Origin of the sequence: Actinophytocola sp. (assembly GCF_049647105.1) — a bacterium.
Taxonomy (GTDB): Bacteria; Actinomycetota; Actinomycetes; order Mycobacteriales; family Pseudonocardiaceae; genus Actinophytocola.
Genome location: NZ_JBARWZ010000254.1, coordinates 68,152 through 80,778, shown reverse-complemented (window position 1 = coordinate 80,778; position 12,627 = coordinate 68,152). Strand labels below are relative to the sequence as shown.

Genomic DNA, 12,627 nt, shown 5'->3' with positions numbered 1-12,627 from the left:
TACACCGGCCTCACCCAGACGGACACTTTTCATGAGGCAACGAATCCGCCTACGCGGGCATCTTGACGTGAGGCAACAGGGGGTTGACGGCCTACCTGTGGACAACTGGTGCGGCTGTGGACAACTCAGGCCGCCGCCAACTGCTCCTGCGCGACCGCGACGTCCGTGTTGTCCGTGAACAGGCCGTCGATACCGGTCGCGCGGAAGGCCTCGATCTCCGCGAACAGGTCGCCGTACTGCGCGGGGACCGTGGACGAGCGGAAGTCCGCAGGCAGGAACGAGTTCTCCGCGCGGAACGTGTACGGGTGGACCTTCAGCCCGGCCCGGTGCGCGTCCCGCACCAGCGTGGTCGGCGTCGTCAGGAACCCGGCCGCGTCCCGCGGGATGACCTGGTTCTTGTCCGGACCGAGGCCCTTCGCGTACTTCGCCACGTCCTTCAGCCCCGCAGGCGACACGATGTCGGCGTACGTGCGCGGGTCACCCGCGTCAACGAAGTCGAACGGCGCACCCGTCGCCGACGTCAGCTGCACCAGCGGCACCCGCAGCTGCCGCTTCAGCCCGATCAGGTTCGTGACCTCGAACGACTGCACGTACACCTTCGCCGACGACCGGTTCAGCCCGTTGCGGTTCAGCGTCGACACGAGCGCGGGCTCCAGCGCCAGGCCCTGCTTCTGGAAGTACGTGGGGTGCTTGGTCTCCGGGTAGATCCCGATCTCCCGGTGCAGCTCCCGCGACAGCCGCTTCACGAGGTCGATGACCTCCTGGAACGTCGGCACCTCGTAGCGGCCGTCGTAGATCGTGTTGTGCTGGCGGATGTCCGGGATGCGCTCCTTGGCCCGCAGGGTCTTCAGCTCGGCGAGCGTGAAGTCCTCGGTGAACCAGCCGGTCACGGCCACGCCGTCCAGCGACTTCGTCACCTTCCGGCTCGCGAACTCCGGGTGGTCCGCGACGTCGGTGGTGCCGCCGATCTCCGGCTCGTGCCGGGCGACCAGCACCCCGTCCTTCGTGGTCACGAGGTCCGGCTCGATGTAGTCGGCGCCCATCCGCGCCGCGAGCTCATAGGACGCCAGAGTGTGTTCCGGCCGGTAGCCGGACGCGCCCCGGTGGCCGACGATCGTGAAGCTGTCCCCACCGCCGTGCGCCGGGGGCGGCGTACGGTCCGCCATCGCCGGCGCCGCTCCCACCAGGGTCAACGCCGCCGTCGCGGTGACGGCCAAGCGCAGTAACTTCGAACTCACGGTCTCCTCCTCGCCTCGAGTGGCCCGCAGATCGTCGTCGACCTGAGGAAACTCCGTCAGACCCGAAGGTGACGAAGCGGTGACGCGTTCGATCTTCTTTGCGACACCTGTCACGGGTAGGTTGCCGGTGGTGACCAGGTCTACGGAAGACGTGGACGTCGACAAGCCCGCCGCGGCCGTTGGCGAGCACGACGAGGAACGCCCGGCCCGGACCCTGTCCGGCTACTGGGAGCGGTTCGTGTGGGCGGCGTCGATCGCGGTCGCGTTGCTGGTGCTCAAGCAGGTCTTCCTGCCGTTCTCTGCCGGCAACCAGTTCTACCTGGTGATCTTTCTCGGGCTCACGCTGCCGCTGGTGTTCCTGTGCTATCGGACCTACGGCAGCGCCAAGGATCCCGACAACCCCGGCCCTCTCGACTGGGCGCTCGCCGCGATCGCACTGATCGTGGGCCTGTACCCGGTGATGCCGATCGGGAGCGGCGACTTCGGTGGCGGGTTCGACGCGTTCCTCGACCGCCAGGGCACCTTGTCCACCCCGGACATCGTGGCCGGTGCGCTGCTGCTGGTGCTGGTCATCGAGGCGACGCGGCGCACCACCGGCCTCGTGCTCCCCATCGTGTGCCTGGTGTTCCTCGCGTACTCCTACTACGGCGGCTTCCTGCCGCCGGACTGGAACATCGCGCACGCCGGCGTCGACTTCAGCCAGATCGTGAACGCGCTGTACAACGACCAGAGCGGCTTCTACGGCATTCCGCTCGACGTCGCCGCGACCTACATCGTGCTGTTCACGATCTACGGAGCCGTGCTGTCGTCGTTCGGCGCAGGCAAGTTCTTCGTGGACATCAGCTTCGCCGCGTTCCGCAAGTCACGCACCGCGCCCGGTCGCACCGCCGCGATGTCCGGCTTCCTGCTCGGCACGGTCTCGGGTTCCGGCACGGCGACGACCGTGAGCCTTGGTGCGATCACGTGGCCGGTCCTGCGCAAGGCCGGTTACCCCAAGGAGAACGCGGGCGGCCTGCTCGCCGCGTCGGGCATCGGCGCGATCCTGTCACCGCCGACGCTGGGCGCGGCGGCGTTCATCATCGCCGAGTACCTCGAGACGTCGTACCTGACGGTGCTCCTGTGGGCGATCATCCCGACGGTCCTGTACTACCTCGGGATCGTGTTCGCGGTGGAGGCCGACGCGCGGCGGTTCGGCGCCAAGCCCGTGGACGTCGACACCCCGCCGGTCGGGAAGCTGTTGCTGCGGGGCGGTTACCACTTCGCGTCGCTGGCGATCATCGTCGTGTTCCTGGCGATGGACATCCCGCCGTTCACCGCGGTCGTGTACGCGACCGGCGTCGCGGCCCTGTTCGCGCTGATCTCACAGCTGGTTACCGGTGGCTCGTTCCTGACCTGGCTGCGGGCCGTCGCGGACTCGCTGGCCGAGGGCATCCGCGGCGCACTTCCGGTGATCGCCGTGTGCGCGGCGGCTGGCGTGATCACGTCGACGATCACGAAGACCGGGCTGGGCCAGGAGCTGGCGGCGGCACTCGTCGACGCGGCGCGGGCGCTGGCGCCCAACGAGACCGTGATCCTGATGCTGACGGTGGTGTTCGCCGCCGTCGCGGTGAGCGTGCTCGGCCTGGCGGTGCCGGTGACCGCGTCGTTCATCATCTCGTGGGTCGTGCTCGGGCCCGCGCTGTCCGACCTCGGTGTGGAGCCCGCCGAGGTCGCGATGTTCATCTTCTACTACGCGGTGCTGTCGGAGGTGACACCGCCGACCGCGCTGGCCGCGGTCGCGGCGGCCGCCATCACCGGCGGCTCGGTGATGAAGACGATGTGGCAGACGTGGAAGTACACGCTGCCCGCGTTCCTGGTGCCGCTCGCCTTCGTGCTGACCGACAACGGCTCGGCTTTGTTGCTGCAGCAGGGTTTCGTGACCGTGCTGTGGGTGACGGTGGTGTCCGCGCTGGGCGTGGCCGCGCTGGCCGTGGTCACGGGCGGCTGGCTCGTCGGCCCCGCACGCTGGCCGGAGCGGGTGCTGTGCGTGCCCGCGGCGCTGCTGCTGCTCTACCTGCAGCCGCTGTCGATCGCGATCGGCGTCGGTTTCGCGGTGGCGGCGGTCGCCGTGCACCTGCTCAGACGCAAGACAACCTCGACAGAACAGGAACCCGATGATGCGACCGACGAGGATCGCGGCGACGGCGCTGGCGGTGCTGCTGGTGACGGCGGCGTGCGGCGGCAAGCAGACGAACGACTCGGCTGAGCAGTCGTCCGGCAGCTGCGAGGCGGGCGAAGGCCGGATCACCATCGCGACGGGTAACACCGGCGGCGTGTACTACACGCTCGGCGGCGGTCTGGCGCAGCTCATCAGCGACAACACACCGCTGAAGGCCAGCGCCGCGGAGACGGGCGCGTCGGTACAGAACATCCAGCAGCTCGTCGCGGGCGACTACGACATCGCGTTCGCGCTGGCCGACACGGCCGCGGACGCGGTGGAAGGCAAGGCGTCGTTCGATGGCAAGCCGCAGGACATCGCGGCGCTGGCGCGGATCTACCCGAACTACACGCAGGTGGTCGTCCGCGCCGACAGCGGGATCAACAGCGTGGCCGACATGAAGGGCAAGAGCATCTCGACGGGCTCCCCGAAGTCCGGCACCGAGGTGATCGCGAACAGGTTGCTGGAGGCGGCGGGCCTGTCCTCGTCCGACATCTCGGCGCAGCGCTTGGCCCTGCGCCCGACCGTCGACCAGATGAAGGCAGGTCAGATCGACGGCCTCGTGTGGTCCGGTGGCCTGCCCACCCCGGAGCTGACCGACCTGACCACGTCACTGGGTGACGACGTGAAGTTCATCGACATCAGCGACCTGCTCGACGACATGAAGAAGGTCAACCAGGTCTACGAGGAGGGCGCGATCCCGGCCGACACGTACGGCCTGCCCGCCGACGTCCCGACGATCGTGGTGCCGAACCTGCTGCTGGTGACGAAGGACTTCCCCGAGGGCAACGCGTGTGCCATCACCAACCTGGTCTTCGACAAGAAGGACGACCTGGCGAAGGTCCACAAAGCCGCGAACGCCCTTGACCGCGAGATCGCGGCGGACACCGACCCGGTCGAACTGCACCCGGGCGCAGCTCAGGCACTGGAAGCAACGAAGTAGTCCACAGCCGACCCGGTTATCCACAACCAAGATCGACAACCCGGGGAGCGTCACCCCCTGCCGGTAAACTGGCACGGCGGGACGCCCCCGGGATCGGGTGGGGGTTGGGCATCGCGCGCGCGAGCTTTTTATGGCGGTATGGTGCGGCTCGATGCAGTGGCGGGGGCTACTTCGAAAGGTTCTTACAGCAGGTCGTGGCCCTGACGGCGTGCCGCCGGGAGGCGGCATCTACGCTCTTTCATCGTGCGTGTCCTGGTGATCGGGTCCGGTGCGCGCGAGCACGCTCTTCTGCTCGCCCTCTCCCACGACCCCACGGTGACGGCGCTGGCGTGCGCCCCCGGCAACGCGGGCACGGCGGCCGTCGCCGAGTCCTACGGTGCCGACGTCACCGACTCAGCCTCAGTGGTCGCGTGCGCCCAGGAGTGGCGCGCCGACCTCGTCGTCGTCGGCCCCGAGGTGCCACTGGTCGCGGGCGCGGCGGACGCCGTCCGCGCGGCGGGCATCGCGTGTTTCGGCCCGTCGGCAGCCGCGGCCCGCATCGAGGGCTCGAAGGCGTTCGCGAAGGACGTCATGACGGCCGCCGGTGTCCCGACCGCGCACAGCGAGATCGTCGACAACCCGGCCAAGCTCGACGCCGCCCTCGCCCGCTTCGGCCCGACGTGGGTCGTGAAGGACGACGGCCTCGCGGCGGGCAAGGGCGTCGCGGTCACCAGCGACCTGGCCGCGGCCCGCACCCACGCGATGACCCTGCTCGACGGTGGTCACCCCGTCCTGCTGGAGTCGTTCCTGGACGGCCCGGAGGCGTCGCTCTTCTGCCTCGTCGACGGCACCACGGTCGTCCCCCTGCTGCCCGCCCAGGACTTCAAACGCCTCGGCGACGACGACGCGGGCCCGAACACCGGCGGCATGGGCGCGTACGCCCCTCTGCCCTGGACCCCGCCCGACCTGGTCGACGAGGTACTCACCAAGATCATCCAGCCGGTGGTGGAAGAGCTCGCGGAACGGGGCGCCCCGTTCTCCGGCCTCCTGTACGCCGGCCTGGCCATCACCAGCGATGGCCCGCAGGTCATCGAGTTCAACTGCCGCTTCGGTGACCCGGAGACCCAGGTCGTGCTGGCCCTCCTCCGCACCCCGCTGGCAGGCCTGCTGAACGCGGTCGCGACCGGCACACTGGCCACCCAGCCCCCGCTCGAATGGCAGGACGGCTTCGCGGTCACGGTCGTCATCGCCGCGGAGGGCTACCCGGGCAGAGTCCGCTCTGGCGACGTCGTGGCAGGCGCGGAAGCCCACGGCGTCCTCCACGCGGGCACCCGCCGCCGGGACGACGGCGCGATCGTGTCCTCGGGCGGCCGCGTGCTGTCGGTGGTAGGCACCGGCGAGACCCTCCTCGAAGCCCGCGACGAGGCATACCGGCTGGTGGCGGACGTACGCCTGGCCGGCTCCCACCACCGCACCGACATCGCCGCCCGAGCCGCGAAGGGCGAGATCACCACACAGTGACGTTTCAGCCGATCAGCGGAACCGAACACGCCACTAATTCGTCAAAGTTCAGGTGGGTGCCGCGCGTCGTTGGTAGCCTGCAGAACGAGACCGGATCGTCACGATCAGTGGGGAGCGAACGGGATGTATCTCGCCGGCGACATGGGCCGAGGCATCAACGCCGCCTTCAAGCAGGTCGAACAGGCCACAAAAGGCCTTAATTCGGGCACCTTCACGGTGAACAGGGACAACGTCCTGGCGGCAGCCCGCATCATCGAATCCCAGGCTGACTCGCTCAAGGAGAGATTCAACGGCGTCCGGCGGGACCTGACGGTGAACCCTCCGGGTAACGACGACGTCAGCGTCCGCATGGCAGCGGCGTGGAACGACCTCTTGATCGAGGACGAGGACTCGTACCGGAGCCGCATCGCTGACTACCTCGCCAGCCTCCGGAAGCTCGCTGTGCAGCTCGGTGACACGGCACGTGCGTACGGGTTCAGCGAGGAAGAAATCGAGGCGGCGTTCAGGAAGACCGGTGGGTAAACGTCTGGTTCTCGCGGTAACGGTCGTGGCGGCCTTCACTGCCGGATGTACGACAAGTGCGTCCGGACAGCCGACAGCTGAGCAGGGGGGCGCCCCGTCCAGTGAGTCGAGCACGTCCACCAGCGAAACCCCCGGCTCGGACACCCCGACGGTCGAGGTACCACCTCGCCCCAGGGACATCTCCTTGGATGGGCTGGACCCCTGCACTCTCTACACGGACGCGCAACGGGCGCAGCTCAACGCCGATGACGTGGACAGTGGGGAGGAGACAGGGAGCCAGCATTTCAAGGGCATGAAGGAGTGCACGATCGCGATCGAGGATCAGGAGCCCTTCTACGACTACTCGGCGTTGGCGGTCACGACCGAGGGGGTCGAGGCGTGGCTGACCGGCAACCGGAACGTGGATGCCGAGCTCACCTCGGTGCAAGGATTCCCGGCGGCGCAGTTCAAGTTCCGCGGTGTCGAGGACGAAGGCTGTGACTTCGCGGTCGGCGTCGCCGACGGGCAAAACCTGTGGGTGCAGATCATGCCGATCACCCCCGGGTTCGAGCAGGAAGAGTTGTGCCAGATGGCCAGGCAGGCCACCGAGATGGCCATGACGACGCTGCAGACGTTGAAGTGAGGAAGTGTTATGGCCGGGGACCACGGACTTAGCGACCTGCGCTTCCCGGGCTACTCGCCCGGGGAGATGGCGAACCAGATCGACGCGCTGCGCGGCGGCGAGGGGTCGGGCTCGCTCCAGAACGCCATGGGTGCGCTCGTCACGGTGGCGCTCGGGCTGGCGGAGGCGGATGCCACACTGCGCGCTCAGCTCAAGGCGATCGGGGTGAACTGGGAGGGCGAGGCCGCCGCGGGAGGTACCTCGGCGACCGAGGACGCGCGCATCTACGCGGAGAACGCGATCGACCCGGTGACGGATTCGGCCAGGGGCGTCGGCAGTCAGGGCGAGACGTTCCACACGACCCGCAACGGGGCCCCCGATTCCAGCATTCTCCGTGGCCCTACCGAGGAGAGCGGGATCGACCAGGTCGCCGGGTTCTTCGGGCACACCACTGATCACGCGCAGCAGGTCAGGGACACGAACGCGGCACATGACGCGGCGGTCGACTCCATGACGGGCTATCAGAACAACAGCTCGGACGCGCTCGGTCAGGCGCAGGCGCTGCCGGTGCCTCCCGGTATGAACCTCGTCGCGCAGCCGGTGGACACCAGTACTCACGTCTCCGGTGTCGGCACCTTCTCGCCGACCGGTGGTTACAACCCGACCGTCGGGCCCGGTGGTGGCGGTGGTTCTTCGACTACCTTCTCGCCCGGTCCCGGTGGTGGGCCGGCGCCCCAGCTGCCCACGACCGGTCCCAACCCGCCCCTTGGCAGCCCGCCCTTCACCGGTGGCGGGCCCACCCCCGGCAACCCGCTCGGGCCCGGTGCCGCGAACCCGCTCGCGCCGGCTCTCCGTGCCGCGAACCCCATGCTCATGGCCGAGGCCGCGACGCTCATGGGTGCGGGCGGCGCGGGTGGCGCGGGTGCGGGTGCGGACGGCGAGCGGCTCGCCCGTAATGCCGGTGCCCGTGGTGGCGGTGGTCCGATCAAGAACGGGGTGCCCATCGGTTCGGTGCCCGATGACGAGGCCAGGGCCGCGCGCAACGCCGAGAAGTTCGGGGCGCGTACCGGCCGGCCCGGCGGGTCGATCATGCAGCCGGCCGCGGCCGGGGCAGGCGGGCGGAACGCCGACGGCGAGGAGGACCAGGAGCACGTCCGGCGCTACGGGGTCGAGTCGAGCGATGTGTTCGACGACGAACGGGTCGTGGCGCCGGAGTCGATCGGCGACGATGACGACCGGTAGATGATCAGCGGCACCATCGTTCTCTCCAAGCTCGAGTTCGATGTCCTGTGGGAGCACGAGAAGCTCCCGCCCAAGCACGAGGCACTCACCGTGCCCAGTCCTGGGACCACGCACACCGAGCGGCGGCGGCTCGTCGCGCAGGCGTTCGCGGATCTCGAGGAGCGGGGGCTCGCCGAACGGGAGCGGGCCGCGCCCCATCTGCTCGACCGGCTCAACCTGCTCGCCTACCCGCAGCTCGCCATCGACAGCTGGGTCTGGACCGACCACCGCATCTCCTCGCTCGCGGTGGTTTCCGGGTCCTCGGCGCTGCTCGCCGCCGTCGACGGGCCCGAGGTGTGGTTGATCCCCGCTCGTGAGACCGCGATCGCCGAGGCCGCGGTCTCCGTGGCCGGGGACGTGGTCGCCGGGCCCGGGCTGTCGGTCAGTGTGCCGTCTGACGTGCTCGCTGCCGCCGACGCCGAGGCGCGGGGGGACGCGCGGGAGTTCGCCGCCGCGCTCAGCCGGTCGGGCGTGGCCGGGTCGGATGCCAAGACGTTGGCGGACATGGTGCGTGACATGAACGTGCGCGGCCAGTTCTGTGTCAACCGGATGCATCGGGACCAGCGAATGGTCCGTGCCGACCGGGTCATCGCCTTCCACGACACACCGCGTGGGCGCTACGTCCACCTCGCGAAGCCGAACGTCGACGGTCGCGTGTGGAGCACCGTCACGCCGGCCGACAACCGGCGGCTCGCGACCTGTGTGCGGGAACTGATGGCCGAGACCTGACCGGCCTGAAGGTGAGGGAACCGTGCGGCGGCGAGGGCCGTCAAATGCGGGTGCGCGCGAAGGGGGCGACATGACGAAGTACAACATCGACGCCATCAACGGCTGCATGCAGAAGGCGCTCGACTTCAAGCCCAAGTTCGGCGAAGTCTCCGACACGTTCCCCGAGGTGTGCACCGCGTCGACCGTCTACGGCAAGCTGCCCAGCTCCGCAGGCCTGGCGTCCGCGGTGGACGCGTTGAACGACCTCATGCACGACGAGTTCAACGCGGCCGAGAGCCGGCTCGACGGGGTCGCCGGCGCACTCGACGCGATCGCGCAGACCGTTCAGAACACCGAGGACGATGGCGAGCGCACCTATGGTGGCCGTCCGCGTTGAGTGCACGTCTGGGAGGGGGACACGGTGGGTTCGGCTGACACTCTGGCCGGGTACGCGGGCGGCGAGGCGGTCGCCACGGCCGCCGCGAAGGTGAAGGACGCGGACACCGGAGCGATCACCTCCGCCGCGACCCGGCTGTCCACGGCCGCCACCAACGCGTCGACGTACAGCGGTGAGGTCGCGGGCAGCGTCACCACGCTCGACGAGGCGTGGGAAGGCAGCTCCGCCGACGCGTTCGTGGCGTACATGAACAAGTTCAAGACCGCGGGCACCGACATCGGCACCGCGATGACCGACGCCTCGACCGCGCTCACGAACGTCGCCACCGCGCTCACCGGCGCGCAGAGCTACGTCTCGACGCGGTGCGATCAGGGTCTCACCGACATCACGACGTGGACGACGAACCACCCGGACGCCACCATCGAAGAGTTCGACGCGATGACGCGCGAGGTGTGCTCTGCCGTCGCGTCGGACATCGACACGCACCTCGAGGGGACCGAGCAGACACTCGGCTCGGCGCTCGGCACGATCAACACCAGCAAGTCACCCGCGTCGAAGTTCTCGTCGCTGGGGCAGCCGGACACGCAGCCGTTCACGCCGCAGAGCGGGCAGCCGATCGAGTGGGTCGAGACGCCACCGCAGACCACCGGCCCGTCAGCCGCCGAGAACGGCGGCCAGCCGCCCGCGCCGGACAACTCGTCGCAGTCCGGGTCCGGCGGCTCCGGCGGTGGCGACGGCGGCGGTAGTGGCGGCGGGGGCGGTGGCGGCCTCGGGTCGTCTGGTGGGCCGCCCGCCGGTGGGCCCCCGCCCGGGAACGTGCAGGAGTGGATCGACCAGGCGATCGAGATCCTCCGGCAGAACGGCATCAACGTCGGCCCCGAGGACGCGCAGCGGATCTGGCAGATCATCCAGCACGAGTCGGGCGGCAACCCGCACGCGATCAACGACTGGGACTCCAACGCGGCGAAGGGCACGCCGTCGAAGGGCCTCATGCAGTGCATCGACCCGACGTTCGACTCGTACAAGCTGGCCGGCCACAACGACATCTGGAACCCGGTCGACAACATCTGCGCCGGCGTGAACTACGCGATCTCGCGGTACGGGTCCCTGGCGAACGTGCCGGGCATCAAGGCGACGGCGGGCGGCGGGTCGTACGTCGGGTACTGATTGGTCGGTCACTGGATTATCTTGTGGCGGATCTATCGGCGTAACCTGGGGTTATGGATCTCGCGTTCCTGCTTGCCCACGCCAGTCACGTGTTGTCCACCGAGCTGACCGCCGAGCTGGCCGGGCTGGGGATCACGCCGCGCGGCAACTGTGTGCTGACGGCCGCGCTGACCGGGGAGAAGACGCAGATCCAGCTGGCCGACCTGTGTGGTCTCGACAAGACCACGATGGTCGTCACGGTCGATGAGCTCGAGAAGGCCGGGTTGGTGGCGCGTCTGACCTCCCCTGTCGACCGGCGGGCCCGGATCATCGTGGTCACCGAGCAGGGGCGAGAGGTCAACGCCAAGGCTGCCGGGGTTGTCCAGCGGGTCTACGAGGATGTGCTTTCGGCGTTGCCCGCTGGGGAGCGGGATGTGTTCGTCAATGGGCTGACTCGGTTGGTCGAGTCGCGGCTGTCCACGCCGGTCGTGTGTCAGAGGGCGCCTCGTCGGCGGAGGTAATCGATCTCGATGCGGCCAATCCCACAGTAGATCGTCTACTAGCAGACGATCTGTTACGGTCCCTCCTGTACGGAGAACTCAGGAGGGGTTCATGTCCCAGATCGTTGGTCAGGGGCGCGATTCGCGATGGGTCGCGCTCGTTGTGTTGTGCGTGGGGATGTTGATGATCATCCTCGACGGGACCATCGTGAACGTCGCTCTTCCCGTCATTCAGGCTGATCTCGACTTCACCCAGTCCGGGCTCGCGTGGGTCATCAACGCGTACCTGATCCCCTTCGGCGGGTTGCTGCTCCTCGCCGGGCGGGTGGGGGATCTTGTCGGGCGCAAGCGGATGTTTCTCGGTGGCATCGTCGTCTTCACCGTCGCTTCGCTGCTCTGTGGGCTTGCCACGACTCAGGGACTGCTCGTCGTCGCGCGGTTCGTGCAGGGGATCGGTGGTGCGATGGCCGCCGCCGTCATTCTCGGGATGATCGTCACCATGTTCCCGGAGAAGCGGGAGCAGGCGCGGGCCATCGCCGTGTTCAGCTTCGTCGCGGCCGCCGGGGGGTCGATCGGGCTGCTGGCCGGTGGCGTGCTCACGGAGGCCATCAGCTGGCACTGGATCTTCTTCGTGAACGTGCCCATCGGGCTGGTCGCGTTCGGGCTGGCCACCAGGGTTGTGCCCGGGGAGCGGGGCATCGGGCTGCGCGGCGGCGCCGACGTCATCGGCGCGGTCCTCGTCACCGCCGGGCTCATGATCGGCGTCTACACGATCGTCAAGGCCGCCGATCACGGCTGGGTTTCCGGCCACACGCTGGGGTTCGGTGCGCTCTCGGTCGCGCTGCTCTTCGGCTTCGTCGTGCGGCAGGCGACCGTCGCCGGCCCGCTCCTGCCGTTGCGGATCCTGCGTGACCGCAACGTCGCGGGCGCCAACCTGATCCAGGTGCTCATGGTCGCCGGGATGTTCGGGCTGTTCTTCCTCGGCGCCCTCTATCTGGAGAAGGTGCTCGGGTACGACCCGCTGCGGATCGGGCTCGCGTTCCTGCCCGTCGCGGTCGGGATCGGCGGGCTTTCGCTCGGGGCGTCGGCGCGGGTCAACGCCCGGTTCGGGGAGCGGTCGGTGCTGATCGCCGCACTGGCGCTGGTCGCGGCCGGGCTCGCGCTGTTCACCAGGGCGCCCGTCGACGCCGACTACCTGGTCGACGTCTTCCCGTCGGTCGCGCTGATGGGCATCGGGGCCGGGCTCGGGTTCCCCGCGATGATGACCATCGCCATGTCCGACGCCACCAAGGACGACTCCGGCGTCGCTTCCGGTCTGGTCAACACGACCCAGCAGGTCGGTGGGGCGCTCGGGCTGGCGGTTCTCGCCACCCTGTCAACGTCCTACACGAACGGGTCCATCGCGGAAGGTGCCGCGCCGCTGCAGGCGATGACCGGTGGTTTCCGGCTCGCGTTCGCGGTCGCCGCCGGGCTGGTCATGCTCGCAGTGCTGCTCGCGGTGATCATGCTGCGGCAGCCGAAGGCAGCGAGCGAGGAGCTGGTGCCGGTGCCGGTGCCGGTGGGTTGATCGCGTGCGACTATCGGCGGCCGGCGG

The 12,627-nt window shown here is 69.0% G+C and carries 12 protein-coding genes; 11 read left to right on the top strand and 1 reads right to left on the bottom strand.

All coding sequences use genetic code 11. The annotated features are described in order from the left end of the window. Positions 1-125 precede the first annotated feature (125 nt). Positions 126-1,166, bottom strand: coding sequence for a glycerophosphodiester phosphodiesterase (locus WBA97_RS29915; RefSeq protein WP_424234304.1), 1,041 nt, complete (start codon positions 1,164-1,166; stop codon positions 126-128). A gap of 202 nt (positions 1,167-1,368) precedes the next feature. Here WBA97_RS29915 and WBA97_RS29910 point away from each other — a divergent pair, with 202 nt between their 5' ends. The 11 genes from WBA97_RS29910 (at position 1,369) to WBA97_RS29860 (ending at position 12,600) form a co-directional block, all read left to right on the top strand. Next, positions 1,369-3,483, top strand: coding sequence for a TRAP transporter permease (locus WBA97_RS29910; protein WP_424234299.1), 2,115 nt, complete (start codon positions 1,369-1,371; stop codon positions 3,481-3,483). Next, complete coding sequence (locus WBA97_RS29905) at positions 3,392-4,378, top strand: TAXI family TRAP transporter solute-binding subunit (protein ID WP_424234298.1); 987 nt, start codon at positions 3,392-3,394, stop codon at positions 4,376-4,378. Before WBA97_RS29910 ends, WBA97_RS29905 begins: the two co-directional genes overlap by 92 nt. Before the next feature lie 243 nt (positions 4,379-4,621). Beyond that, entirely contained in the window at positions 4,622-5,878 is a 1,257-nt protein-coding gene (gene purD / locus WBA97_RS29900) for a phosphoribosylamine--glycine ligase (protein ID WP_424234297.1), read from the top strand. 123 nt (positions 5,879-6,001) lie between these two features. Further along, positions 6,002-6,400 (top strand): hypothetical protein, encoded by a 399-nt coding sequence (locus tag WBA97_RS29895; RefSeq protein WP_424234296.1) that lies wholly within the window; start codon positions 6,002-6,004, stop codon positions 6,398-6,400. Beyond that, positions 6,330-7,022, top strand: coding sequence for a DUF3558 domain-containing protein (locus WBA97_RS29890; protein WP_424234295.1), 693 nt, complete (start codon positions 6,330-6,332; stop codon positions 7,020-7,022). Before WBA97_RS29895 ends, WBA97_RS29890 begins: the two co-directional genes overlap by 71 nt. A 9-nt stretch (positions 7,023-7,031) precedes the next feature. Next, on the top strand, positions 7,032-8,243 hold the full coding sequence (locus WBA97_RS29885) for a hypothetical protein (protein ID WP_424234294.1): 1,212 nt from the start codon (positions 7,032-7,034) through the stop codon (positions 8,241-8,243). Then, complete coding sequence (locus WBA97_RS29880; RefSeq protein WP_424234293.1) at positions 8,244-9,011, top strand: ESX secretion-associated protein EspG; 768 nt, start codon at positions 8,244-8,246, stop codon at positions 9,009-9,011. Between the two features lie 70 nt (positions 9,012-9,081). Next, positions 9,082-9,387 (top strand): hypothetical protein, encoded by a 306-nt coding sequence (locus WBA97_RS29875; RefSeq protein WP_424234292.1) that lies wholly within the window; start codon positions 9,082-9,084, stop codon positions 9,385-9,387. Positions 9,388-9,411: 24 nt separating this feature from the next. Then, positions 9,412-10,554: a transglycosylase SLT domain-containing protein gene (locus tag WBA97_RS29870; protein ID WP_424234291.1), complete on the top strand. Its 1,143-nt coding sequence runs from the start codon at positions 9,412-9,414 to the stop codon at positions 10,552-10,554. Positions 10,555-10,607: 53 nt separating this feature from the next. After that, entirely contained in the window at positions 10,608-11,054 is a 447-nt protein-coding gene (locus tag WBA97_RS29865) for a MarR family winged helix-turn-helix transcriptional regulator (RefSeq protein ID WP_424234290.1), read from the top strand. A 91-nt stretch (positions 11,055-11,145) separates the two neighbouring features. Then, positions 11,146-12,600 (top strand): DHA2 family efflux MFS transporter permease subunit, encoded by a 1,455-nt coding sequence (locus WBA97_RS29860; RefSeq protein WP_424234289.1) that lies wholly within the window; start codon positions 11,146-11,148, stop codon positions 12,598-12,600. Positions 12,601-12,627 lie beyond the last annotated feature (27 nt).